The sequence below is a fragment of the Terriglobus sp. ADX1 genome, from assembly GCF_036877645.1.
GTDB lineage: Bacteria > Acidobacteriota > Terriglobia > Terriglobales > Acidobacteriaceae > Terriglobus.
Map to the genome: position 1 here is coordinate 138,800 of NZ_JAEDXV010000002.1, position 23,670 is coordinate 162,469.

A 23,670-nucleotide genomic window follows, 5' to 3' on the forward strand; every position below is an offset into this window, starting at 1 on the left:
GGAATGACATACGAATGAGAAAGCTCTTCGGAACAGACGGCATTCGCGCCGTTGCAGGACAGGCCCCTCTCGACCCTCGCACCATCCACGCCGTTGGCGTTGCACTGGCGCACCATATTGCTGCGCCAGGCGTGCAGCCGAAGGTCATTCTTGGCATGGACACGCGCGAGTCCAGCGAATGGATAGCCGCAGCCATCACCGAAGGACTGCGCGATGGTGGCGCCGTGGTGGAGTCCGCGGGTGTTATCACCACGCCTGCCGTGGCGTTTCTCACGCGTGCGCATGGCTTTGCCGCGGGTGTAGTCATCTCTGCTTCGCACAATCCCTGGCAGGACAACGGCATTAAGGTCTTCGGCCCGGATGGCTACAAGCTCCCGGATGAAACAGAGCTTGCTATTGAGGAAGAGATCTTTCGCCAGTTGGAGTCCAACTCGAACCACTCCACGATTCACACTGCTGCACCAGCCGTAGAAGAGTCGGATCGTGCGGAGTATGTGCGTTCGCTGCTGGCGGCTGTGCCAGGGCTCTCGCTGGATGGCAAGCGTCTCGTCGTTGATTGTGCGAATGGCGCGGCATCCTCCGTTGCTGCGCAGTTGTTCGCCGGACTTGGAGGCGAGGTTCGCATTCGCAATGCCAGCCCTGATGGTCGCAACATTAACGTCGACTGCGGCGCGACCAAGCCCGAGGTTGTGGCGAAGTATGTGCTGGAAGACAAGGCGGACATCGGCATCACGTTTGATGGCGATGCAGACCGTGCCATGTTTGCTGACGAAAACGGCCGCGTGATCAATGGCGATGCGGTAATGCTGTTGGCGGCACGTGATTTGCAAGAGCGTGGATTGTTGCATGACAACACCGTTGTTGCCACGACGATGAGCAACATGGGATTGGAAGCGGCGTTGAAGCGCAGCGGCATCCGCATGCTGCGTGCGCCTGTGGGCGATAAGTATGTGCTGGAGCAGATGAAGAAGACCGGCGCATCGCTGGGCGGGGAACAGAGCGGTCACATCCTCTTTACAGGCAGATCCACCACGGGGGACGGTCTGCTGACAGCGCTGTTGCTGCTGGATATTGTGCATCGCAGTGGAAGTTCGTTAGCCAAACTGACGGAAGACCTGAAGACTTTTCCGCAGGTCATCGTGAATGTAAAGGTGCGCGAAAAGAAGCCGCTGGAGGGCATTCCGTCTGTTGCGGAAAAGATCCGCGATGCGGAAAACGCACTTGCCGATACGGGGCGCGTGGTGATCCGTTACAGCGGCACAGAGGCGCTGGCACGCGTGATGATTGAAGCCGAAGAAGAAGAGGCCATGAAGCATCATGCCGAAGCGATTGCATCCGCCATTCGCAGCGAACTTGGCGTGTAATTTCTTTCTTGAAAAATCGCAAAGCTGAAGTAGAGTGCAGGGACGGAGCTACTGATACCTTCCCATGCGAATCTTCGCACCTGCACTCATACTGCTTCTCTCTGCGCCCATGGCAGCCCAGCAGCAAACATCCGGCGCAACCCTTTCCGGTACTGTCTTCTGCGAAGATACCGGGCGTCCGGCGCGTTTTGCGCGGGTATTCATCACGGCCGTGGAACCCAGTCATGCTGGCGAGGACTTTCTGCAGCAGATGCAGAAGCTAGGGCAGCAATCCGCAAAGAAGAACGGCAAGCTGTACACACCGCCCAACGAAGAACAAAAGAAGCAGCAGGCACAGGCCGCGCGCCAACTGGATGCCGTAGCCTCGATGCTGAATGCTACCAATGCCGGGATGGACGGCACGTATCGTGCTACGGATTTGAAGCCGGGAACCTATTACGTGCATGCGCTTGTGCCCGGGTATGTTGATCCGTACGCGCAGTTTTCACCGGAAGATTTTCAAAGCTCTGACCCTGAGGTACGTTCCCAGATTGCGGCGTTGCCCACGGTGCGCATCGGGAGTGACGCAGAGAGTCAGACGCTGAACCTGCGTTTGCAGCGCGGCGCCGCTCTGAATGGTCGCGTGGTGTATGACGATGGATCGCCTGCCGTGGGATGGAATGTGTGGGCCCTGCGCGTTGGAACAAACTTTGAGGTGAACGCTGCGCTGTCCCCATCACTGCAGCGGCAGGCCGCAGAGGAGATGGGCCAGCCCGTCTCCGTGACCGACGATCGGGGCAACTATCGCATTACGGGATTGACCGACGGTCAGTACACGCTTCGGGTTGACATGGGAGCCCTAGGCAGCGGTACGGTTGCACGCAATGCCACCCGAAGCGGTTCCGGCATACGCATCGCGGTGTATTCGGGAAACGTGCTTCATCCTTCTGAGGCGAAGGTACTCAGGGTCCGCCAAGGCGAAGAGGAAAGCATGGCGGACATGGTGGTTCCTATGAAAAGTCTGCACACCCTCTCCGGCAAGGTGACGGCGAACAGTGACGGTCATGCTCTGAACAAGGGGACGGTCACGCTTTCCACCAAAGCCGATCCGCAGATCCATGGCCGCGCCATGGTGCAGAGTGACGGTAGCTTTGTATTTGAAGCGTTACCGGGCAATACCACTTATACGCTCACACTGAACGACGCAGGCGACGCCACTTACAAGGAGAGCAAAGCTGCTTTCCTGGGCGTTTCCATCCCGGATGTGGATGTGCAGAAGAGCTACGCGCACGCCGAGCAGGATGTGATGCTGGGCGACGCCGACAATACGGGTGTCCACTTTGGCCTGGATGCCGTGGAAAAGCCTGCTGCGGATGAACCGAAGGCTACGCCACCACCATCCGCGGAACCCGGTCGCTAATGCCGCACAGGACTTCATAGACGCTGGTGCCCGCGATACGCGCCTGTTCGTTGGCTCCTACAAATTCAGCGCCCATGCTGCCCACCAGCACTACCTCATCACCGATCGTGGTTTGTGGAAGATGTGTCACGTCCACCACGGTCAGGTCCATGGACACGCGGCCCAGAATTGCCGCGCGCATGCCATGCAGCAATACAAATCCACCGGCATCTTCGGTAGAAGATGAAAGCCCACGTCGGAAGCCATCTGCGTAACCCACGGGCAGTAAAGCCAACCGCATCGGCCTGGTCGCAACGAAAGTCGAGTTGTAGCCGATGGTTGTCCCTGCGGCAATGTCGCGCAGACTCACCACACGCGTCTTCCACGTCATCACCGGGTGCAGCGAACAGCCAACGTGCGCTTCAGGGAATCCACCTTCCATGCAGAGTTCCAACGGCAGCGTGTAGCCGTACAGCGCAAGGCCTGCGCGTGTCATTGCCTGCGCTCCCAGCATGGTTGCTAACGAAGGAATCGCTGCGGGCATGTAACCGCTATCGGTAGCTGATGTATTGCCCGCATGGACGTATGCAGGCTTCAGTCCTGCTGCGGCTACTTGTTCCAACGCAAGCGTGAAGTCGCGCATCTGGCGGCGGTCTTGCGGGTCGTCGGCGATTTCCGTGGATGCAAGATGCGTCATCACGCCATCCAGCAGCAACGGTGAGTCCGCAATGAATCGCGACAGCAATTGCTCCAACAGCGCACCGGGAGCCACGCCCTGCCGCGACATGCCTGTATCAATCTCCACATGTACCGCGAGTGATTGCGCCGGAAGCCCACGGCGTTTCGCTTCTGCTTCCAGCAGGTCGAGATGATAAGTCTCCCAGACGACTGGCGTAAGAGCGTAGTCAAGAACTTTGGCTTCTTCACCAAACCACAGGCTGCACATCACCAGCAGTCGTGGTTGCGGCATGCCCTGCGGCAGAATGCCCAGCGACTGGCGCACAGCAACGCCTTCTTCCACGGAGGTCACACCAAGCCATTTCGCACCGGCAGCGGCGAGAATCGGAGCGCACTCTGTGGCTCCGTGACCATAGGCATTTGCTTTGATGACGGCCAGCATTTCCACTTGCGGCCCCGCGGCGGCCTGCAGTGCTCGGTAGTTGGCGACAAGGCGCGACGCAGAGATTTCCGCCCAGATGGGGCGCGTGTGGCTGGGAAGTACAGATCGCATACGGCTGCTCTGATGCTAACGTTCTGCGAATGCACAGTACAGGTCAGTCTGGCTTCGGCTTCGAGATTGCGTCGATCACCAGCGTGTCCGCGGGTGCCTTTACAGGCTGCAACTTCAGCCCGGCTTGCGACTGGATCGCCGTGAACAGGCCCGGCGGTGCGTCTGCAGCGTCACTGGGTGGAGCATCGTCCGGCGCCCATTCCAGCTTCAGGTCGTAACGTCCCTTCAGCCCTGTCTGGTCCACGATGGGGCGGTTCACGTGGAACTGCAGGATCAGCACAAGCTCGGACATGGCCGTGTTCGTGAGATTCTCCACGCGAAGCCCGGCCGCCTGGCTGTTTCTCTGGTCCATCGGACCATCGGGCTTACTCGTGTTTTCGATCATCTTCGAGCCACCCTTTGCCACGGTCAACGCGAACACCGGCATCTCCCGCTGTTCGTGGTGCAGTTGCAGCCCGAAGCGCTCCGCCAGAATCTTCCGCATCAGCGTCTGCACCTGCGTCAGGCTGGGAGCACCTTCCGTGTCCGGGACGCCGGCCACGTCCCAGCGCTGTGTCTCGGCCCATCCCGGCAAATTGGCGATCTGCACCTTTTGCATGCCATAGCCAATCAGCAGAAGTTGTTGCACGGTGCTTCCCAGCAGTAGCACACGCCTGCCATCCATGTTGATGTGTTGGCCGCGCGTTTCAGTGGGGTCGGTGGCTTTCACGGATGCGACTTCCCAGTCGGGATCAGCATTTGCGGGCATCGGCTTCTGTCCGAGTGCAGCGGAAGGAACAATGCTGCAGAACATCAGCGAGGATGTGAGCATGACAGGCGAGGCCCAACGCCGGATACGAGACAGAGTTTTCTTCATACCGGGTATACGTGCGATCTCTGCCGATGTTCCTTTGCAGGACGAACCGAGGTGATTCGGTGCAGGCGCCGATTGCATCCAATAAGGCATCCATGAGCACGCATCGCAGTTTTGACCTGACCACGCTTCCACTTTCTGACACGTACAAGCTGCTGGCTTCTACCGTCACGCCGCGGCCTATTGCATGGATTACTACGCTGGATCAGGAAGGCCGGGCGAATGCAGCGCCGTTCTCGTTTTTCAATGTGATCAGCTCCGATCCGCCGTTGTTCTGCGTGGGGTTTTCAGCGGCGCCGGACCGCGAGGGCAAAGATACGCTGGCGAACATCCGCGCTTCCGGCGAATTGGTCATCAACCTTGTCTCGGAAGAACTGGCAGAGGCCATGAACATTACGGCTACGAACGCGCCGCGCGGGTTGGATGAGCTGGTGATTGCAGGACTGGAGATTGCGCCCAGCGAAACGGTGCTGCCGCCGCGCATTGCGGCCTCGCCGGTGTCTATTGAATGCCGGACATTCCAGTGGATTGAAACAGGCGGGTCGTCCACTGTGTTGATCGCGCGCGGCGAACGTTTGCACATTCGCCGCGACGTGTTTTCGAACGAGGAGAAGCTTTACATCGACAACGCGAAGCTGGACCTCATTGGTCGTATGGGTGGGGCAGGGGACTACATGCGAACCCGCGATACCTTCACCATTACGCGTATTGCCTGGAAGGACTTTCCGCAGAAGTAGCTTTGGACGCCGTTACTTCACTGGGGTGGCTTTGAATTCGCCGTCCACGCTGTATTCAATGACATTCACGGTGCCGGTGATGGTGCCGTCGCCATTCAGCTTTCCGTTGAATTTCAGCGATGCCTGATCGCCCTTGGCCTGCCAGGTGACGTTGCTGCCATCCACGGAGCCGGAAAATTCCGTCATGTCGCTGCAGCCGCCGTTCAGTTTCTTGTCTTCCTGCGTCCATTTGCAGGAGAAGTCGCGTTCGTTGCCCATCACATCAATGTGGACGTTCCACTGTCCGCTCACGCTGGGAGCCTGCGCCAGGGCTGCGGTCGAAAGGGCGCAAAGAAAGGCGGCTGCAATTCGGGTGTACATGGGGTCTTTCCTCCGTGGAGCAAACGAAACATGCAACCGGGTGACATCCGTATCGCATGCTGGATGCAATACGGATGAAGTCCGCCAGAATGTTCCGTTCGTTTTTTAAACTCCCTGGATTCCGACACCGTGTCGCGAACCGTGCAGCCGCCTTTTTCTCTCGCAGTTGTTGTTATGGCTTACGCATCTTTGCTTTGGACTGTTCGTCTACACTCTTCTCGATCTGATCGATCGTGAAGCTTGCCGGGATCTGACTCGGCGGATAGTCGACAAATGTCTGAAGGAACGCAGCAGCCTTGCTGATGCCATAGGCAGAAAGGTATGCGTTCTTCGTCGTCCAGTCGTAGTACTGGTCAGAGACAATGTCGGCCCGCTCGTACGGATCCATTCGCAGGTTGTAGATTTTGGGGGCTCGCAGGCACGTCAGGGGATTGTTCCATACGGCGAATCCACCCGGCGCGCGCTGTTCACACCACACGAACTTCCAGTCGTCGATACGTGATGCCACCATGTCACCGTCGTCGTCGAAATAGTGGAATTCGTGTCGTGCACTGTGCGGTTGTTGTCCAGTCAGGTAAGGAAGTTGGTTATATCCATCCAGATGGACCTTGAAGGTTTTACCGCCAATACTGCCGCCCTTCAGGAGTGTCTCCTTAATGTTGGTGTCGCCTGCTGCTGCAAGCAGCGTGGGGAACCAGTCCATTCCTGAAAACATCTCGCGAGAGATCGATCCAGCCTTGATGTGTCCGGGCCAACGCGCAAGCGCTGGAACACGGAACGCGCCTTCCCAGTTAGAGTCCTTTTCGCTGCGGAACGGTGTCGTGGCTGCATCGGGCCATGAGAACTGGTTAGGCCCGTTATCTGTTGTGTACACCACGATGGTGTTGTCAGAAATCTTCAACTGGTCCAGCAGGTCCAGCAGTTTGCCTACGTCCTTGTCGTGCTGCACCATGGCGTCGGCATATTCATTGCCCGGCATGCCGCTCTGTCCGCGTTCCGCATCGGTAACGTGGGTGTACACGTGCATGTGCGTGAAGCACATCCATGTGAAGAACGGCTTGTCGGCGGCAACCTGCTTTTTGATGAAGGTTTCGGCGGCCTGCTCAAAGTCCTCGTCCGTCGTCTCCATGCGCTTGGCAGTCAGCGGACCGGTGTCCTCAATCTTGCCATCCGCATAGCTATGGATCACGCCACGCGGCGAGTAAATCTTCTTGAAGTTCGGGTCGACCTCATTGATTGAGTTCCAGTATGGCCGCTCTGGCTCTTCCTCGGCGTTCAGGTGATACAGATTGCCGTAGAACTCGTCGAAGCCGTGGTTGGTAGGCAGAAACTCATCCCGGTCTCCCAGATGGTTCTTACCAAATTGCGCAGTCGCGTAACCGAGAGGCTTCAACGCCTGTGCAATCGTAATGTCTCTCGGCTGGATGCCGGCAGTTGCTCCAGGAAGTCCGACCTTGGACAATCCTGTTCGCTTTGGCGACTGTCCGGTGATAAAGCTCGAACGTCCCGCGGTGCAGCTATTCTCCGCGTAATAGTCGGTAAACTTGATGCCTTCCTTGGCGATGCGGTCAATGTTGGGTGTCTCATAGCCAACCACGCCAAGGCCATAGGCACTGATATTTGTTTGTCCAACGTCATCGCCGAAGATGACGAGGATGTTTGGTTTTTTGGCCTGCGCCGACGCCGCCTGCGAGAATGCCAGGGCAGCGACGATCAGGGTGCAGATAGTGACGATAGCGCATCTGCGGAATCGGTCCATAAACCATCTCCATTCGCTTGTCTTTGGTCATGGGGTTGTGCAGTTACGCCCTGCAGGCACACCCTCGTGATTCTGGTTCGTACAGTAGGCCGACCCTGCATCCGCCAAAACTGCCAGTTCTGACAGTTCGTTCCCGGAGCAGCAAATGCGCGCATCCGATAAAATCAACCCCGTTGCGCACATCGCGCCGTAGAGGAACAAAACGATGGCATCTCAGATGGCAAATATCCCCGCGCTGAAAGATCTGCACGGACAGCTCAGCACCCGCATGACCAAGGCTGTGGAAGATTTCCGCACCAACCTGCTGGCAGTACGCACCGGTCGCGCCAGCGTGCATATGCTGGACAACATCCGCGTGGATTATTACGGCAGCGAAATGCCCATCAACCAGCTGGCGCAGTTGTCCGCGCCGGAACCGCAGCAGATTGTGGTGCAGCCGTTCGATGTGGGTACGGTAGGCCTGATTGAAAAGGCCATCCGCACCAGCGGTCAGGGCTTTAACCCCATGCACGACGGCAAGATCATCCGCGTGCCGATTCCACCCATGACGGAAGAGCGTCGTCGCGATGCCGTGAAGCAGCTTTCCGGCATCCTGGAAGACCACAAGACGGCCATCCGCAACATCCGCCGCGACGGGAACGACAGCGTGAAGAAGTCCGCCAAGGACAAACTCATCAGCGCCGACGATGAAAAGCGCGCCACGGAAGAGATCCAGCAGATGACCGACGCGCAGATCAAGCAGTTGGACGACATGTTCAAGGTAAAGGAAAAGGAACTGATGACGGTCTGATCCGTCGCCAGTTCCAAGCAGCAGAAAGGCCGTTATCTCTCAGAGATAACGGCCTTTTTCATCACTTCCCGCAGCTATTCTTCCAGCCGGTAGGTGTATTCCTCAATCACGGGGTTGGTCAGCACTTCATTGGCAATGCGCTCCACCTCGGCCTTTGCGGCGTCGCCGGTCAGGCTGTCAGCCAGGGTCAGGACAAAGTATTTGCCCTGGCGGACGGACTCCACCTGCGGATGGTGCAGGCGGCGGAGGGCATTGGCAATCGTCTGCCCCTGGGCATCGAGAACCGTGGTCTTCAACGTGACGTAAACATGGGCGCGCATGCCCGGATTATAGCGATTTCGGCCTCCTGACGCGTCCCGGCCCCTGAGGAATGACCGGCTTGGAGGATATGTAGGCTGGCGGGTACACTGTTCTGGAGTTGCCGAAGCTCCTCCCCGGGGCGTATTGTTCCCCGGCAACCACACCTTCTCGACAAAGAGACCCGAAAGAGCCTTATGCCGAACTATTTGAAGTTGCCAGTTGGCGCCAAAGCGCCGGAAGTCGTAAACGCGGTGATTGAAATCCCTTACCAGGGCCGCATGAAGTTTGAGTACGACAAGCAACTGGAAGTCTTCCGGCTGGACCGCAATCTGTACAGCCCGGTGCATTACCCCGGCGATTACGGCTTCCTGCCCTCCACGCTGGGCGATGACGGCGATCCGCTGGACGTGTTGGTGCTGGTGGATGAGCCCAGCTTCCCTGGCTGCCTGCAGGAAGTGCGCCCAATCGGCCTGATGGAAATGATTGACGGCGGCGAAGGCGACGAGAAGATTCTTGCTGTGGGCTGCGCGAACCCCCGCTTCTTTGACATCACCAGCTATGAGCAGATTCATCCGCACAAGCTGAAGGAGATCGTCCACTTCTTCTCTACGTACAAGGATCTTGAGGGCAAGACGGTGAAGATCGAAGGCTGGAAGCCGGTCGATTACGCACACGAAGTCATTGAGAAGTCCATCAAGGCTTACGCGGACAAGAACGCGAAGTAAGACCAAAGGAAAACCCGATATGCGATTGGCCGCACTTGCCCTGATCTTTGCCGCAAGTGCGGCCTTTCTGTCTCTGGAAGCGCAACAGGCTCCGAAAGCACCTGTTCCCGTGATTCTGTCTACAGATACGGGGAATGAGGTGGATGACCAGTGGGTGATCCTTTATCTGCTGACCGACCCGGCGTTTGATGTGCGTGGCCTCCTCTCGGCGCAGGCGCCCACACTGCCTGATCCCTCCGCGCATTGGACATTGGGCGTTCTCCGCGACGAGGTGGAGAACCACATGGGCCTCACGGTGCATCCGCCGCTGGTGGAGGGTGCCAGCACGCCCATGCAGGACGCCTCCACACCGCAGCCCAGTGATGCGGCGCGTTTTCTGGTAGAGCAGTCGAAGGGATTTTCGTCCACCAACCGGCTTACTGTACTCACTATCGGAGCAGCCACCGATACCGCTTCTGCGCTGCTGTTGGACCCGACCCTCGCAGACCGCATCCGCATTGTTGCCATGGGATTTACCAATCTGCAGGCGGATGGCGCTGAGGAATTTAATGTGCTGAACGATCCGCATGCGTGGCAGACGATTCTGACATCGCGCGTGCCTGTCGTAATTGGCACGGGTGAAGTATGCCGCCACGACTTGTCTATGGGGTACGCGCAGGCGCAGCAAATGCTGGCAAATCACGGCCCCATTGGCGCCTGGCTGTGGGATGAATATCAGATGTGGTACTTCTCGCACGTCAAACCCCGTCGCGTTGCGGATTTCACGAACAAACACGTGATCTGGGACATCATTACGGCGGCGTATGCACGCGGCCTGGTAACGACGCAGACTGTGCCTCGACCGTCGCTGACTGATCACACGCGTTTTGCTGCCGGGCAGAGCGGAGCGATGTGGGAGACCATCACGCATGTCGATACCGTAACGCTGTGGAAGGATTTCTTCGCGGATCTGGATCACTTCACCGCAACCCATTCGTTGCCGCCCTATCAGCCGCGTTAAAAGGCTGCGCAGTGACGCTGAAGAAACTAACATAGAGAGATGAAGCCTCGATCTCCGCTCTATGTCACCTCGCTGATCGCGGGTGCGTTCTTCATGGAGAACCTGGACGGCACCGTAATTGCCACGGCGCTGCCACAGATGGCGAAGAGTTTCCATGCCACCGCCGTCAGCCTGAACATTGGCATGACCGCGTATATGCTCACGCTGGCCGTGCTGATTCCTATCAGTGGATGGGTGGCAGACCGCTTTGGATCGCGTTCGGTGTTTGCCACGGCGGTGGGCATTTTCACGGTGGCGTCGCTGCTGTGCGCAGTCTCGCAAAATCTCACGCAATTCACGCTGATGCGTATTTTGCAGGGCGTGGGTGGCGCCATGATGGTGCCAGTGGGACGTTTGATCGTGTTGCGCGAAACACCGAAAGACAAGCTGGCGCAGGCGATTGCATACATCTCGTGGCCGGGACTCACAGCGTTAGTGCTGGGGCCTCCGCTGGGGGGATTCATTACCACTTATGCAAGCTGGCACTGGATCTTTCTGATGAATGTGCCGCTTGGCATTGCCGCCCTCATTCTCGCCATGTTGTGGATTGAAAATGTTCGCACCGACGAGCGGCATCCGTTTGATTGGGGCACGTTTGCATTGGCTGGCATTGCTTCTGCGGGCAGCGTCTATGCCATGGAACTGCTGGGTGGTGGAGAAACGCGCTGGCCTGTTCCGGTAACCATGCTTGTGTTGAGCCTGCTGTGTGGTGTGCTGGCCATTGTGTATGCGCGGCGCAGGCAGGAGACATCGCTCATTGATTTCGAATCGATGCGGCGCAAGACGTATTCGCTTTCCATCTACGGTGCCAGTGCGTTTCGTCTTGCCGTTTCTGTGCTGCCATTTCTACTGCCGCTCATGTTTCAGATTGCCTTCGGTCTGAATGCATTCCGAAGCGGCCTGTATCTACTGGCGCTTTTCGCCGGCGATCTCAGCATGAAGTCGATTGTGTTGCCGTTGCTGCGGCGGTTCGGCTTCCGTCGCATCCTCATCGTGAACGGTATTCTCACGGCGCTATCGATGGTAGTCTGCGCATTCCTGTCGCCCTCCACTCCAGTAATGCTGCTTCTGCTGGTTCTGTTTGTACACGGCGCATGCCGCTCCATGGAATTTACGTGTCTCACCACGCTGGCTTATTCGGAGATACCGCCAGAACGCATGAGTCGCGCGAATGGATTCCTGAGCGCCATCATGCAGTTGAGTGTGGGCATGGGAGTTGCCGTGGGCGCAGTAACACTGCGTTCCGTGGCACACGTACGCGGACATTCAGCAGCCACACCGCATCTTGCAGATTTCCGCTGGGCGATTCTTCTGATGTCCATTGTCGCGCTGGGCCCGGTTTTTGACAGCCTTGCTCTGCCGCACGATGCAGGCGCAGATACCAGCGGCCATCAGTCGGGGATTGCCGAGGCGGAATCCGCATTGGTCTAAAAGCAAAGAGGGCACAGCAAAGGCCGTGCCCTCATTTTCATTCGTTAGCTTACCTAACCGTTAGGGCGAGCTGCGACCATACGTTCATTGAAGGTGCGGAAAAAGTTTGCATAATCGCCACCTTCCGCTGCAAAACGCAGCGGCTTCACACGGTCGATGATTACTTCTTCCACTTCCGGCTGCTCACGCAAAACGGCGAACGTTTCACGCAGATAATCCGCCAAAGGCATCGCTGCAGGGTCGTTCTTCTGACGATCACCCATCAACTCCGTTTGCACATACGGCGGAATGATCTCGATCACCTGAACGCCCGTGCCTTTCAACTGAAAGCGCAATGACTGGGTGTAGCTGTGAATTGCAGCTTTTGTAGCGCAGTAAGTCGGAGTCATCGCGAGTGGCACATAGGCCAAACCGCTGGTGACAGTCATTACGGTCGCAGATGGCTGCTGCAACAAGTGAGGCAGCAGGGCAGAGTTCAAACGGATCGGCCCAAGCAGATTGGTAGCAATCGTGGCTTCTGCATCTTCGGTGTTGCCGTCCGCCAGCTTTTCGTTTCGCATGACACCGGCGTTATGCATGACCGCATTCAGCTTTGGGTACTTCGCAATCAGATCACGCGCGAATGCCCTGATAGCCTCAGCGCTATCAATGTCCAGAACTTCTGCGCTCATGCCGGGGTTCGCTGCGACGACCTCATCCAGAACAGACTTGCGACGTCCTGCAATGATGACGTGATTGCCTTCCTTGTGAAACGCCTCGGCCAGTCCGCGGCCAATGCCGCTGCCGCCGCCAGTAATCAGGATGGTGTTGTCTTTGATCTGCATGGTGTCTTCTCCTGCGGGAAAATGCTATGCAAGATTATCCGCCATTGTCGGTTCCGTTCTCGTGAACACAAAAAAAGGGGCAGTGTTTCAAGCTGCCCTCTTGCCAAAATTAAACGATGTCGCGGCGATTCCCGAGCGAACGAGTGGCGCTGGATCAGCCTGCAGATCGTAGACGATTTATGAGAGTTGCGAGTGCTGGGCTCTGCATGCGGCACATCTTCTCTTCCAGCGCTTGGGTCACAAAGTGGTTAAGAGAGATTCCTTGTTGCCGCGCAAGTTCTTCGGCCTGTTGCCGAAGAGAGAGCGCAATTCGAACCGGTATGTTTTCGTGCCTTAGGGAGTCCATAAGTGCCTCAAAGAGAAACCAACGCAGAAATAAGCCGCAATGAAAGTCTTCTTATCTTAGGTGCGGCGGTGCAAAAAACACACTGACAAATAAAAAGTTTAGAGCCTATCCCAATTTGGGAATTAATGTGTACCGCTTACTTATGCTGCAGGCAAGCGAATTGTTTCGTACGGAATCAAGCTCTTCTGTTTCAGCAAGCCAAAGAATTTTTCTTTTTCCACTGGCCTGCTGTAGAGAAAGCCTTGTGCAATGCGACATCCAAAACCGAGTAGTGTCTTCGCTTCAAACTCTGTTTCTACACCTTCCACTGAGACGCTCATGTCGAGTGCTTCACTCATGCCAAGAATGAACTGAATGATCTTGCCGTTGACGGGCGAATCAATGAGGGAGCGAACAAAACTCTGATCAATTTTCAGCGTGTCAACAGGGAACTTCTGAATGTAGCTCAGAGATGAGTATCCTGTGCCGAAATCGTCAAAGGCGATCTTGATGCCGAGAGCGCGAATCCTCTGTAGAAGCGGACCCATTAATGCGGGTTCACTCATAAGAATGCTCTCTGTGATCTCAAGTTGTAACTGGCTCGCGGGCATGCCGGTTTCCTCCAGCGTCCGCGTAAGAAGATCGAAATATCCAGGCAGTTCCAATTGCTTCGAGGAAACATTGAGCGAGAGCAAAAGCGGCTTGGATGACTTTTCCTGAAACTTATAGAAATCGCTGCATGCTTTGCGGAGAACCCAGTTCCCAATTTCGATGATGTGACCGGTCTCTTCAGCAAGGCGAATGAAGGTGTAAGGGCCCAGCAATCCCCTTACCGGATGTTGCCAACGAATCAATGCCTCCGAGCCATAAATGGAGCCGTCGCGCATATCCACCAAAGGCTGATACCACAACACAAACTCCTCTTCCTCAATGGCGCGCTTCAACTCCTTACGATCTTCAATGCCGCGAAGCATGTTGGTATACATCTCTTGCACAAAGACAGTGACACGTGCGCCACCTTCGCGCTTGGCGCTATACATCGCCAGATCCGCGTCACGAACTACCAGATCCGGATCGGAATAATTGGCATCGATCGTACACAGGCCAATAGAAGCTGAAAGATGGAATGAGTTCCCTGCAATCTCAAGGGGGCGCTCCAGCGCAGTCAGCGCCTGGTGGGCAAATCGCTGCGCACAGCCGGCGTCTGATGCGCAGTTGAGCAGCATGGCGAATTCATCTCCGCCAAGTCGTACCACCACATCTTCCTCTGTTGCCAGATTCCGCAGACGCTTTGCCACTTCCTTTAGCAATGCGTCGCCCTGCGCATGCCCAAGCATGTCATTGGCAGATTTGAAATTGTCCAGGTCAATGTAAAGCAGCGCGTGATAGGCGTAGGTTCGAGCACCTTTCTTTTGAAGCAGTGTTCGCAAACGATCATTCAGGTAACTACGGTTATGCAGGTTGGTTACCGGGTCAGTAAATGCAAATGCCGCCAACTTCGCTTCAGCCCGCTTGCGCTCTCGAATCTCCTCCAAGAGCGTTTCGTTCTGCATGCGCATAGCTCTTTGCTCTGCCAGTGCTTTTGCAATTTCCTTTTCGTGTTCGGCTTCTGCCAGCCCGCGGCTCCATCGAATGCTGCGCCAGTAGAGAAACAATCCTGCATGCGCAACACACAGCAACAACACTGCAATACCCATGGCAAGCGGCACAGCGAATGGTGGCAGCTGCAATTGCGTGGATTGGGAATCCAGAAAGAAGCGTTGAGGAGATGGCGCATTGCGACCCCACATGCCTATCAGGTATGTCACTGCGGTTGCGGCTAGAACGCTCGCAACTGGATAGACAAACCGCGTACCGCGCCAGGGTTTTGCTGCCCTGCGCAGGAGAATCGCGACCAAAAACTGCGAAGAGAAACAAAACGCCGTGGCAAGGAAGAAAGTGATAGCGAACTTGAGGGGACGTATGGGATAGCGGAAGTGCGATGCGCCTAACAGCAACAGTTGTGAACTCAGAATCGCCGTTGCTTCCACAAGGCTGGACGGCAAGAGTAAACGCAGCCGAACATCTTGGCGGATGATATTCCGGAAGACGAATGTTCTGCTGCCTACGGTTACCAGTAGTGCAAGCGCAAACAGTAAAAGATCAAACGACGTACCCTGCGGGACCTGGAACAGGGAAAGAAAGCAAAGCTGGACACAGAAGCGGCAATAGCCCGCAATTGCACCAGCTCCAAGCGTCCATATGCCTCTGTGTGCTTCCTCAAGAGATGCAAGGGCCTCAGCAAATCGGAATGAGCTGAACATCGTAAGCAGCATCAACAGGAAGACTGCAGCCACACCATGTGGCTGATGAGTCATCGTCAGTTGCAATCCCTGACCTTCAAACGCTGGATACAAGTTACAGCTTCCTTTCTGGCTATCTTTCTGCACTTATCGGCATATCGCTGGTTCAAGTGACTGCGCATGCGGTCGATAAAAGCTCTTAGACAGCACTGCAGAATCTTGTGTGTATTGTCCTTTTGTAACTGGCAAATGGCTTGCGTTGCTCTCGCACTTTAGTGGCGATATCACTGCTGATATCAAAACGGAGATTTTTCGAATTCCGGTAACTCATTCTGGTGACCAAAATTCATTTCTGGTTGCAAGATAGTGAAACGGTTCCTCTGAGTTTCGAGTTTGTGTAAGCAAAACGACGGACAAGATGCACAGAGGCACAGCACACTACGTATCACCGTTTCAAGGAGAGCAACATGACGCTTCGCATCTGGAAAGATCTCGTACAGGACGAATCAGGACAGGACCTCATCGAATACGCACTGGTCGCAGGACTCGTTGGCGCAGCCTGCGTCGCAACGCTGCAAGGTTTCGCCACCGCCATTCAAGGTGTTTTCACCACCATCCAAGGTCATTTCGCCTCCGTCACCTAAACCGCAGCATCAGCACTATTTTCTTTTTTGGCTTCTATGCCTTTGTTTCGTATTTCTGCCAGGAGGTAAAACGGCGATGACATCGCATGCAATCGTATTGCAGTCGTACACCGTTGCAGTGGCACTTTTCGCCGCTGTTATGGATGTGCGGTCGCGCCGCATTCCGAATTGGTTCACCCTTCCAACGCTTGCTGGAGCACTTCTACTGCAGGTAACCATCGGAGGCCTGCATGCACTGGCGCTATCGTTCGTAGCGTCATTGCTTGCAGGCTCTCTCTTCCTCGTGCTGTTTCTCGCAGGAGGAATGGGCGGAGGAGATGTGAAGCTTATCGCTGCGATTGCAGCGGGTATTGGTCTCTCTAATACCGGCGCGCTCCTCGCACTTACTGCATTATGCGGTGGCGTTATGGCCCTCGTTGTCATTGTGTGGCATGGGCATGTGCGGCAGTCCATACGGAATGTTGGCCACATCGCGGTACACCACTATGAGAACGGCCTGGAACCACATCCTGAATTGAATGTTCGCAACAAACGCAATCTTCGTCTGCCATATGCCCTGGCCATCACGGCTGGTACGTTGCTGACAATCTCTCTTGAGAAGGTGGGGCAATAACATCATGCAGCCACGCCGAATTCTCATTGCACTTACAGTTGCGCTCGTTGTATCAGGTGCGTTTACGCTTTGGCTTGGCGCCCGGTTGTCGCATCAATCCAGTCCCTACGGACGCCTTAGTTATGTCGCTCCTGCTAAAAATCTCGAGCCAGGCGAGGTCATCAGCGCCAAAGATCTGAAGCAGGTTCCGTGGCCAGTTGAAACGCCTTTGGCTGGGGCCTTTGTCCGCAACGATGAGGTTATTGGTAAGTCAGTGCTATACCCCTTGCAGGAAGGCGAACCGCTAACAGCGCACCAGCTTGCAACCAGTGGCGGTCTCTCTGCGCGCATTCCTGCCGGCATGCGTGCCATTTCACTCAAGTCCAATGAGGTGGTGGGTGTTGCCGGATATCTTTTGCCCGGTACTCATGTCGATGTGCTGGTAACAGTGCGCGCTGCTTCTTCTGCAGATCCGGTCACGTCTATCGTGCTGCAAGACGCACAGGTACTTACTGCAGGCGAAAAGATGCAGCCCGATCCAGATGGTCATGCCAGCAAAGTCGATGTGGTCACACTCCTGGTATCGCCCGAGGATGCAGAGAAGATTGTCCTCGCCAGCACCCAGGGAACAGTCCACTTTGTTCTGAGAAATGGCGGAGATCATGTCGTCGCAACCAATGTTCCGATGAATCTTTCCGCATTGGGTGTACAGGCATCTTCGCCAGTAGCGCCTGCCGCTGCTTCTCATACACCTGCACCCACGCGGCCTCAGCCGGCGCACACCAAACCGACTCCCGCTACCTACAGCATCCAGGTTCGCCGCGGCGATAAGGATTCCGTGGAGACCTTTTAATGCATCGCCTGAATGCTTTCTTTGATCGCTCGATCTTCTGCATGGCCCTTGCAGCAACACTCGCGCAGGTGGCTGTTTATGCGGACGCCCGCAGCCACACGCCTCTACGGCGTCCACTGAAACAGATAAGAATAATCCGACCGCGACGCAGCCTGTATCAAACGCAAGCGACAGCGTGAATACTTCAAAGCAAGTGATTGCCTCGCGCATGGAAAGCGCAGTGCTGTCCGACGCGCCGACCCATTTGCTCATTGGTCACTCGGCATACGTCACATCACAGAAACGTCTCTCGCGTGTGTACATAACAAATCCTGCTGTGTTGTCCGCGTACACGGCCACTCCCAATGAAGTATTGGTTACGGCGAAAGAACCAGGCGTAAGCTCGCTCATGATCTGGGATGAAAATGGGGAAACGCACACTTACTTCTATTCGTCCGATGTAGAGACCACGCTGTTGGACAGCGTACTGAAGTCTGCGCTGCCCAATGAAAACATTACAGTGCGGTCTGAGGGCTCACGTGTTCTGCTCTCTGGCACGGTCGGTAGCGCCACGTCGTATCAGACGGCGGAAAAACTCGCTGCTCAATATTCCAAGGATGTCTCTAACGCCATCGTAGTGAATCCTGCCACTGCGCGTCAGGTTCGTCTGCATGTTCGCATCGTGGAAGTGGATCGGACCAAGCTGGAACAGTTGGGCTTCAACCTCTTCAGCACAGGCGGTAATACGCTTGGGCAAAGTACTACCTCGCAGTTTCCCTCAAGCCTAACCACCACGACCGGCAGTACCAGCAGTAGCAGCACCGGGAACACTTCCACCGTAGGCGGAAAAACTGTCTCTGTTACCAATCCGTTAAATTTCCTGCTCTATAGCGCCGATCTGAATATCGGTGCCATGATCCAGGATTTGGAACAGCGGAATGTTCTACAGATTCTTGCAGAGCCAAATATCACCACATTAAGCGGAGAAAAGGCTAACTTCCTTGCGGGTGGCGAATTTCCTTTTCCTGTAGTGCAGGGAGGCGTCAGCGGTCTTACTTCCATCACGGTCCAATTTCGTCCCTATGGTGTGAAGCTCGAGTTTCTTCCGCAAGTAAATACTGATGGCTCCATTGCATTGCAGGTCGCGCCAGAAGTTAGCGCGCTGGATTACACCAATGCTGTACAGATCAGTGGTTACACCATCCCAGCCATCTCAAGCCGCCGTGCAGATACGCAAGTGGTGCTGCACGATGGACAGACGTTTGCGATCTCCGGACTACTGGATCAACGCACAACGGACCAGCTTGGACGTACGCCCGGTATCGCAAGCATTCCGATTCTTGGAAATCTGTTTAAGAGCAAAAACGTCAATCATTCCACCTCAGAGCTATTGGTCTTAGTTACACCAGAAATCGTTGACCCATCGAAGGAGCAACAGATCAAAGAACCCGCGCTCGCTGTGAAGATGTTGGACCGTACTAACTTTGACGACAAGATGCAGAAGCCACAAAAACACTAAAAAGACACGCCAGACAGAGGTGTCAGGAGGGACGCAGGAATGTATCAGTTAAACGGAAATCTCGATGTAATTGTGCTCACGATCGGGACAGAAGAGCGCGTCACCCGCGAACTTTTGGAAGTGGTGAATATGCGCAATTGGTCGAGCAGTGCATTTCACTTTGATCGCTATCTCACATCGCTCCGGCACCCATCCATCGGGCAATACATCTCATCCGCGCACGGCTGTATTGCCTTTGTTGACTATGACCGCAATCCCGACGAGGCAGCGGAAACGGCGCAGTATCTTTCAAAAGTCTTTCCCGGAAAAGTTCTCATCGTCGCTGTAGGAAAGCGTCCCACCTCAGCTGTCATCTTGGCTGCCATGCGCGCGGGGTGCAGCGAGTACTTTACCAAGTTCTCCGCGCAGCAGGAACTGGATGTGATTCTCGATCGCTTTCAGGAATCCTGCTTCACAGAGATGGAGAGCCACGCAACGAATGGTTCCGTCCTTTCCATTCTTGGGGCGAAGGGGGGCGTGGGCGCCACCAGTGTTGCAGTGCATCTTGCCGCATTTCTCGCTCAATACCATCAGCGGAAAACACTGCTTATTGATCAGCAGCAGATGCTGGGGCATGCCTGCGTGTATCTCGGAGTTGACGGAGAACACCACACGCTTGCCGAAGTCGTGCGCAATCTAAAACGCATGGATAGCGAACTGCTTCGTGGCTTCGTTGCGCATCATCCCAGTGGACTCCATGTTTTGTCTTCGCCGGATGCGTCCATCAGTCATGAACCCGTTGATGCCCAGGAATTCGCACGCACCGTTGAGTTCCTACGCGGAGAGTATGACTACATCATCATGGATTGCGATCGTAGGCAACCAGACCTGTGGCCTAGTATCGCGAATGCTTCCTCCGAGATTTTGATGGTGACCACGCCAGAAGTCGCTGCAGTGCGTGATCTATCTCGTATCGCCGATGGTCTTGTAGTGACAGAAGGTACATCGTCAAAGCTAAAAGTCATTCTCAATCGCTACACAGCGCCACATGCCGTTGCTGCGGAGCAGATTGAAAAAGTCTTGAAGCTTCCCATCGCACTCAAGCTGCCGGATAGTCCTGGCGAAATGGTGCACGCCTCCAATTCGGGCAACACGCTGAAGTTTCCAGGGCCAAGCCAGCTTGCAACGGCTCTGCATGGATGGAGCAGCAAGCTTGCCGACATCAATGCAAAACCCGCGCCGGCACGTAAGGAAGAAAAGACTGCTTCGCGCTGGCGACAACTCATGCCTGCCTGGTAAACGCAGAACTGCACAAAGAGGAACGTAGAAGCCAATGGCTGTTAACAGCATGATCACGGTCGATGAAGGGGAAATAGCAATGCCCATTCGTCATAGCATCTCGGAGGCCACCCAGCAGGAGGTGAAGTCGGCGGTGCATCGTGAGCTGTTGAAGAGGCTCGATCTTGAGCGTTTGGCTGAGTTCAATGAGACACGTTCCAGTCAGCAACAGCTCTTCGGCATCATCCACCGCATCGTCACGGAACAAAGCATTCCGTTTAGTGCTTCAGAGCGGGATCGCCTGACACAAGAGGTTTTGAACGAGGTCTTTGGCCTTGGTCCTATCGAACCGTTGCTCCACGATCCTACAGTGAGCGACATCCTCGTCAATACATGGAACTCAGTCTATGTAGAGCGCCGCGGGATTTTGGAGAAGACCAACATCGTCTTCAAAGACAACCGCCACCTCATGCACATCATTGAGAAGATTGTGTCTGCAGTGGGCAGGCGAGTGGACGAAATGTCGCCTATGGTGGATGCTCGCTTGCCGGATGGTTCGCGCGTCAATGCCGTAATCCCGCCGCTTGCGATTGATGGACCAATTCTGTCGATTCGTCGCTTCGGCAATACACCACTTACTGCAGAGGATCTCATCCGGTCAAAAATGCTCGCGCCTTCCATGCTTGAGGTCCTTCGCATTGCGGTGGAAGCGCGGCTGAATATTGTGGTTTCTGGCGGCACTGGCGCAGGTAAAACAACTCTGCTGAATGTGTTGTCCGGATTTATCTCTGAGCGCGAGCGCATTGTCACAGTGGAAGATTCTGCCGAACTCCTGCTCCGTCAGGAACATGTCGTACGGCTTGAAACACGACCGCCAAATCTGGAAGGACAGGGGGCTATTCGGCAACGCGAACTCATCATCAATGCGTTGCGTATGCGTCCTGATCGCATTGTGGTGGGTGAAGTTCGCGGCGAAGAAACGCTGGATATGTTGCAGGCCATGAATACAGGCCATGACGGCTCTCTTACGACTATCCATGCGAACTCACCGCGCGATGCCGTTGCTCGTCTTGAAACCATGGCGATGATGGCCAACGTCGGCCTCCCGGAGAAAGCTATTCGCAACCAGATCGCATCAGCAGTACACCTTATTGTGCAGGTGGCGCGCATGAGTGATGGTTCGCGTCGCATCACCCACATTGCAGAGGTGGTAGGAACACAGGCAGAAATCGTTGCGTTGAATGATCTTTATCTCTTTGAACGCAAAAGCACGGGAGCCAGCGGTAAGGTGGCCGGACGCTTTTACTCACCGGGCATTCTTCCGCGGTTTGCAGGCAGGCTACATGACACGTCGCCTCAAGCCCTTGCAGAACTTCTAAACGTGAGCATGGAGGTCTAACGACATGTGGATTCTCCTCTGCTTCATTCTGCTCGCGTCGATCCTTTTCGCTGCAATGATGTATGGCACCAAGCCGTCGAAGGTCGCTACGGAAGCAGAGTTGCGTCTGCAGACGCTCGTCGTCTTTACAAAGACGTCGCAACCAAAGACGCCACAGACCAGTCTGGAGAAGAAGGTGCCAGGCTCGTTCTTCTGGTTAGAGAAGCGTCTGGAGGGAACTCGTCTACTAGAAAGTATTCGTATCTTGCTTCTGCAATCCCGAAGTAACTGGAGCGCAGGTGGAGTCATCCTCACGGTCTTCGGTTTAGCTATTGCATCGCCTTTGCTGATGTATCTCATCACAAGCAACGTCATCCTGACAGCAATTGCGTTTGCGTGTTCTTTCTCGCCTGTTCTGTGGCTTCGTATCAAGCGGCAGCGTCGCATCAAGGAATTTGAATCTGCACTGCCACAAACACTGGAGATGTTTGCGCGTTCGCTGCGTGCAGGCCATGCGATCTCGGTTGCGATTGGTGTGCTTGCAGAAGAAGCTCCGCTCGCAGTTCGTCAGGATTTTGCAGAAGTGCATCGCGATCAGAATTACGGTCTGCCTATTCGTGATGCATTCTCTGCAATGCTCGAACGCATTCCCTCACGTGACCTGCGCGTCTTCATTACGGGGCTTCTCATTCAGAAAGATACCGGCGGAAATCTTCCTGATGTGATGGATCGCATTGTGGCAGTTATTCGCGACCGTGTCCGTATTAAGGGAGAGGTGCGAACACATACTGCACAAGGCCGCCTTACAGGATGGATCCTTTGCTTGTTGCCCGTGGTATTGATGCTCGTTATCAACGTCATGAACCCAGGATATTCACGCATCCTGTTTGACGATCCGGTGGGTCGGAAGCTTCTCTACACGGGTTTTGTCCTTTTATGCCTCGGCGTGTTGACCATCCGCCATATCATCCGCGGGATTGAAGTGTGATCACATGAATCTTCTTCTTATATGTTCTGCCGGATTCACGATCTTCGCAGCCATCCTGCTTGTAGCTATGCCTATGTTGTTGAAAGAGTCCGCCAGCGCGGATCGTCTTCAACAACTGGTACAGCCAAAGGCTATCGTCGTACAACCATCGTCTACACGGTTGAAGGTTGTCATGGCGCGCTGGACTGCCATGCTTCGCCCACGCTCCGGTACGCGTCAGAGCGAACAGTCTAGAGAAAAGCTGGAAGCGGCCGGCCTTCGGACCTCCATGCAGATGGATACCTATGCTTTGGTACAAGGGGTCGCGCCTTTGGTCGGATTATTTGCCGGTACCTTTGTCCCGGGCAATAAGCTGCTGGCATGCGTGACACTGGCTGCCGCGGGCTATCTTGGGCCGGATATCTGGTTGCGGCGGCGTATTCGCTTGTACAAGGAGAGAATTCTCCAATCCCTTCCAGATGCGCTTGATCTGCTGAACATTTGTGTGGAGGCAGGACTTGGCTTGGACCAAGCCATGCTTCGTGTTTCGGAAGAGCTGGCACTGAGTCATCCGGAATTGCATACAGAGTTTCAACGTGTGCAGTTGGAGCAGCGTGTAGGCGGTGGAAGGATGGACGCCTGGAAACGGTTTGCGGAGCGGTCAGACGTAGAAGCAGTTCGATCGTTTGTTGGCATGCTCATTCAGTCAGAGCGATTTGGAACTCCCATCTCGCGCTCACTTAGTCGGTTTGCAGACGACCTGCGCATGCAGCGCAAGCAAGGCGCGGAAGAGGCGGCTGCAAAAACCCGCGTCAAGATTGTTTTCCCTCTGGTTTTCTTCATCTTCCCCTGCCTGTTCCTGGTATTGCTGGCGCCGGCAATTATTAGTTTGTTCGGAATTTTTAAAGACCTCAACTAACTCAGGTTGAGGCGCGACATAAATCGATTTGATCTAGGCGAAGTAGATAAACATAAGGAGATATTTCTAATGGACATGACCACAGTGATTCGCGTCGTAGCCGGTGTTCTGGCGGTATTGATTCTTGGCGTAATTGTGTATCGCCGTCGTAGACAGGCTTAACC

General features: G+C 55.3%; 24 protein-coding genes. 16 read left to right on the plus strand and 8 right to left on the minus strand.

Annotated features, from left to right (window positions below; genetic code table 11):
• The first annotated feature begins 14 nt into the window (after window positions 1-14).
• Entirely contained in the window at window positions 15-1,364 is a 1,350-nt protein-coding gene (gene glmM, locus JAO32_RS02340) for a phosphoglucosamine mutase (RefSeq protein WP_334237093.1), read from the plus strand.
• 64 nt (window positions 1,365-1,428) lie between these two features.
• Window positions 1,429-2,763, plus strand: a complete 1,335-nt coding sequence (locus JAO32_RS02345) for a carboxypeptidase-like regulatory domain-containing protein (protein WP_334237095.1) — start codon at window positions 1,429-1,431, stop codon at window positions 2,761-2,763.
• Here JAO32_RS02345 and alr read toward each other — a convergent pair.
• Window positions 2,729-3,973 carry an alanine racemase gene (alr, locus tag JAO32_RS02350; protein ID WP_334237097.1) on the minus strand — a complete coding sequence of 415 codons (1,245 nt, stop codon included), beginning with the start codon at window positions 3,971-3,973 and terminating at the stop codon, window positions 2,729-2,731. The genes JAO32_RS02345 and alr overlap by 35 nt on opposite strands.
• 43 nt (window positions 3,974-4,016) lie before the next feature.
• Window positions 4,017-4,907 carry a TIGR03435 family protein gene (locus tag JAO32_RS02355; protein WP_334237098.1) on the minus strand — a complete coding sequence of 297 codons (891 nt, stop codon included), beginning with the start codon at window positions 4,905-4,907 and terminating at the stop codon, window positions 4,017-4,019.
• Window positions 4,908-4,921: 14 nt separating this feature from the next.
• Between JAO32_RS02355 and JAO32_RS02360 the strand changes: the two genes are divergently transcribed.
• Window positions 4,922-5,563 (plus strand): flavin reductase family protein, encoded by a 642-nt coding sequence (locus JAO32_RS02360; RefSeq protein ID WP_334237100.1) that lies wholly within the window; start codon window positions 4,922-4,924, stop codon window positions 5,561-5,563.
• 12 nt (window positions 5,564-5,575) lie between these two features.
• On the opposite strand, the gene JAO32_RS02365 is transcribed toward JAO32_RS02360, so the two are convergent.
• Both JAO32_RS02365 and JAO32_RS02370 read right to left on the minus strand, forming a co-directional pair.
• The gene (locus JAO32_RS02365) at window positions 5,576-5,923 is read right to left on the minus strand and encodes a hypothetical protein (RefSeq protein ID WP_334237101.1); all 348 of its coding nucleotides are present in this window, start codon (window positions 5,921-5,923) and stop codon (window positions 5,576-5,578) included.
• Between the two features lie 172 nt (window positions 5,924-6,095).
• A complete protein-coding gene (locus tag JAO32_RS02370) occupies window positions 6,096-7,682 on the minus strand; it encodes an arylsulfatase (RefSeq protein WP_334237103.1) in 1,587 nt (528 codons plus the stop codon).
• A gap of 205 nt (window positions 7,683-7,887) precedes the next feature.
• Here JAO32_RS02370 and frr point away from each other — a divergent pair, with 205 nt between their 5' ends.
• Window positions 7,888-8,472 carry a ribosome recycling factor gene (frr, locus tag JAO32_RS02375; RefSeq protein WP_083346246.1) on the plus strand — a complete coding sequence of 195 codons (585 nt, stop codon included), beginning with the start codon at window positions 7,888-7,890 and terminating at the stop codon, window positions 8,470-8,472.
• Window positions 8,473-8,546: 74 nt separating this feature from the next.
• On the opposite strand, the gene purS is transcribed toward frr, so the two are convergent.
• Entirely contained in the window at window positions 8,547-8,792 is a 246-nt protein-coding gene (gene purS, locus JAO32_RS02380; RefSeq protein ID WP_047494718.1) for a phosphoribosylformylglycinamidine synthase subunit PurS, read from the minus strand.
• A 174-nt stretch (window positions 8,793-8,966) separates the two neighbouring features.
• Between purS and JAO32_RS02385 the strand changes: the two genes are divergently transcribed.
• From JAO32_RS02385 to JAO32_RS02395, 3 genes are read left to right on the plus strand one after another with little or no spacing between them, the layout of a single operon-like run.
• A complete protein-coding gene (locus JAO32_RS02385) occupies window positions 8,967-9,497 on the plus strand; it encodes an inorganic diphosphatase (protein ID WP_334237110.1) in 531 nt (176 codons plus the stop codon).
• A gap of 19 nt (window positions 9,498-9,516) precedes the next feature.
• Window positions 9,517-10,497, plus strand: coding sequence for a nucleoside hydrolase (locus JAO32_RS02390; RefSeq protein ID WP_334237112.1), 981 nt, complete (start codon window positions 9,517-9,519; stop codon window positions 10,495-10,497).
• 39 nt (window positions 10,498-10,536) lie between these two features.
• Window positions 10,537-11,967, plus strand: a complete 1,431-nt coding sequence (locus JAO32_RS02395) for an MFS transporter (RefSeq protein WP_334237115.1) — start codon at window positions 10,537-10,539, stop codon at window positions 11,965-11,967.
• A gap of 53 nt (window positions 11,968-12,020) precedes the next feature.
• Here JAO32_RS02395 and JAO32_RS02400 read toward each other — a convergent pair whose 3' ends face one another.
• From JAO32_RS02400 to JAO32_RS02405, 3 genes are all read right to left on the minus strand, one after another.
• Entirely contained in the window at window positions 12,021-12,791 is a 771-nt protein-coding gene (locus JAO32_RS02400; protein ID WP_334237117.1) for an SDR family oxidoreductase, read from the minus strand.
• Between the two features lie 154 nt (window positions 12,792-12,945).
• The gene (locus tag JAO32_RS19990; RefSeq protein ID WP_443082568.1) at window positions 12,946-13,137 is read right to left on the minus strand and encodes a toxin-antitoxin system HicB family antitoxin; all 192 of its coding nucleotides are present in this window, start codon (window positions 13,135-13,137) and stop codon (window positions 12,946-12,948) included.
• A 140-nt stretch (window positions 13,138-13,277) separates the two neighbouring features.
• Window positions 13,278-15,512 carry a putative bifunctional diguanylate cyclase/phosphodiesterase gene (locus JAO32_RS02405; RefSeq protein ID WP_334237119.1) on the minus strand — a complete coding sequence of 745 codons (2,235 nt, stop codon included), beginning with the start codon at window positions 15,510-15,512 and terminating at the stop codon, window positions 13,278-13,280.
• A 353-nt stretch (window positions 15,513-15,865) separates the two neighbouring features.
• Between JAO32_RS02405 and JAO32_RS02410 the strand changes: the two genes are divergently transcribed.
• The 9 genes from JAO32_RS02410 (at window position 15,866) to JAO32_RS02450 (ending at window position 23,668) form a co-directional block, all read left to right on the plus strand.
• Entirely contained in the window at window positions 15,866-16,042 is a 177-nt protein-coding gene (locus JAO32_RS02410; protein WP_334237121.1) for a Flp family type IVb pilin, read from the plus strand.
• 76 nt (window positions 16,043-16,118) lie between these two features.
• Window positions 16,119-16,655, plus strand: a complete 537-nt coding sequence (locus JAO32_RS02415; protein WP_334237123.1) for an A24 family peptidase — start codon at window positions 16,119-16,121, stop codon at window positions 16,653-16,655.
• Window positions 16,656-16,659: 4 nt separating this feature from the next.
• Window positions 16,660-17,487 (plus strand): Flp pilus assembly protein CpaB, encoded by an 828-nt coding sequence (gene cpaB, locus JAO32_RS02420; RefSeq protein WP_334237125.1) that lies wholly within the window; start codon window positions 16,660-16,662, stop codon window positions 17,485-17,487.
• Between the two features lie 175 nt (window positions 17,488-17,662).
• Window positions 17,663-18,985, plus strand: coding sequence for a type II and III secretion system protein family protein (locus JAO32_RS02425; protein WP_334237128.1), 1,323 nt, complete (start codon window positions 17,663-17,665; stop codon window positions 18,983-18,985).
• 39 nt (window positions 18,986-19,024) lie between these two features.
• Complete coding sequence (locus tag JAO32_RS02430) at window positions 19,025-20,263, plus strand: AAA family ATPase (protein ID WP_334237129.1); 1,239 nt, start codon at window positions 19,025-19,027, stop codon at window positions 20,261-20,263.
• 79 nt (window positions 20,264-20,342) lie between these two features.
• Window positions 20,343-21,641 (plus strand): CpaF family protein, encoded by a 1,299-nt coding sequence (locus JAO32_RS02435; RefSeq protein ID WP_334237131.1) that lies wholly within the window; start codon window positions 20,343-20,345, stop codon window positions 21,639-21,641.
• A 4-nt stretch (window positions 21,642-21,645) separates the two neighbouring features.
• Complete coding sequence (locus JAO32_RS02440) at window positions 21,646-22,608, plus strand: type II secretion system F family protein (RefSeq protein WP_334237133.1); 963 nt, start codon at window positions 21,646-21,648, stop codon at window positions 22,606-22,608.
• A gap of 4 nt (window positions 22,609-22,612) precedes the next feature.
• Window positions 22,613-23,506, plus strand: a complete 894-nt coding sequence (locus JAO32_RS02445) for a type II secretion system F family protein (RefSeq protein WP_334237136.1) — start codon at window positions 22,613-22,615, stop codon at window positions 23,504-23,506.
• Between the two features lie 69 nt (window positions 23,507-23,575).
• Window positions 23,576-23,668, plus strand: a complete 93-nt coding sequence (locus JAO32_RS02450) for an LPXTG cell wall anchor domain-containing protein (protein ID WP_334237137.1) — start codon at window positions 23,576-23,578, stop codon at window positions 23,666-23,668.
• The last annotated feature ends 2 nt before the right edge of the window (window positions 23,669-23,670 follow it).

Bases quoted from the DNA above. Each gene is read 5' to 3' on its own strand.
- glmM (WP_334237093.1), top strand. From the start codon at position 15: ATGAGAAAGCTCTTCGGAACAGACGGCATTCGCGCCGTTGCAGGACAG.
- JAO32_RS02345 (WP_334237095.1), top strand. From the start codon at position 1,429: ATGCGAATCTTCGCACCTGCACTCATACTGCTTCTCTCTGCGCCCATG.
- alr (WP_334237097.1), bottom strand. From the start codon at position 3,973: ATGCGATCTGTACTTCCCAGCCACACGCGCCCCATCTGGGCGGAAATC.
- JAO32_RS02355 (WP_334237098.1), bottom strand. From the start codon at position 4,907: ATGCAATCGGCGCCTGCACCGAATCACCTCGGTTCGTCCTGCAAAGGA.
- JAO32_RS02360 (WP_334237100.1), top strand. From the start codon at position 4,922: ATGAGCACGCATCGCAGTTTTGACCTGACCACGCTTCCACTTTCTGAC.
- JAO32_RS02365 (WP_334237101.1), bottom strand. From the start codon at position 5,923: ATGTACACCCGAATTGCAGCCGCCTTTCTTTGCGCCCTTTCGACCGCA.
- JAO32_RS02370 (WP_334237103.1), bottom strand. From the start codon at position 7,682: ATGGACCGATTCCGCAGATGCGCTATCGTCACTATCTGCACCCTGATC.
- frr (WP_083346246.1), top strand. From the start codon at position 7,888: ATGGCATCTCAGATGGCAAATATCCCCGCGCTGAAAGATCTGCACGGA.
- purS (WP_047494718.1), bottom strand. From the start codon at position 8,792: ATGCGCGCCCATGTTTACGTCACGTTGAAGACCACGGTTCTCGATGCC.
- JAO32_RS02385 (WP_334237110.1), top strand. From the start codon at position 8,967: ATGCCGAACTATTTGAAGTTGCCAGTTGGCGCCAAAGCGCCGGAAGTC.
- JAO32_RS02390 (WP_334237112.1), top strand. From the start codon at position 9,517: ATGCGATTGGCCGCACTTGCCCTGATCTTTGCCGCAAGTGCGGCCTTT.
- JAO32_RS02395 (WP_334237115.1), top strand. From the start codon at position 10,537: ATGAAGCCTCGATCTCCGCTCTATGTCACCTCGCTGATCGCGGGTGCG.
- JAO32_RS02400 (WP_334237117.1), bottom strand. From the start codon at position 12,791: ATGCAGATCAAAGACAACACCATCCTGATTACTGGCGGCGGCAGCGGC.
- JAO32_RS19990 (WP_443082568.1), bottom strand. From the start codon at position 13,137: ATGGACTCCCTAAGGCACGAAAACATACCGGTTCGAATTGCGCTCTCT.
- JAO32_RS02410 (WP_334237121.1), top strand. From the start codon at position 15,866: ATGACGCTTCGCATCTGGAAAGATCTCGTACAGGACGAATCAGGACAG.
- JAO32_RS02415 (WP_334237123.1), top strand. From the start codon at position 16,119: ATGACATCGCATGCAATCGTATTGCAGTCGTACACCGTTGCAGTGGCA.
- cpaB (WP_334237125.1), top strand. From the start codon at position 16,660: ATGCAGCCACGCCGAATTCTCATTGCACTTACAGTTGCGCTCGTTGTA.
- JAO32_RS02430 (WP_334237129.1), top strand. From the start codon at position 19,025: ATGTATCAGTTAAACGGAAATCTCGATGTAATTGTGCTCACGATCGGG.
- JAO32_RS02435 (WP_334237131.1), top strand. From the start codon at position 20,343: ATGCCCATTCGTCATAGCATCTCGGAGGCCACCCAGCAGGAGGTGAAG.
- JAO32_RS02440 (WP_334237133.1), top strand. From the start codon at position 21,646: ATGTGGATTCTCCTCTGCTTCATTCTGCTCGCGTCGATCCTTTTCGCT.
- JAO32_RS02445 (WP_334237136.1), top strand. From the start codon at position 22,613: ATGAATCTTCTTCTTATATGTTCTGCCGGATTCACGATCTTCGCAGCC.
- JAO32_RS02450 (WP_334237137.1), top strand. From the start codon at position 23,576: ATGGACATGACCACAGTGATTCGCGTCGTAGCCGGTGTTCTGGCGGTA.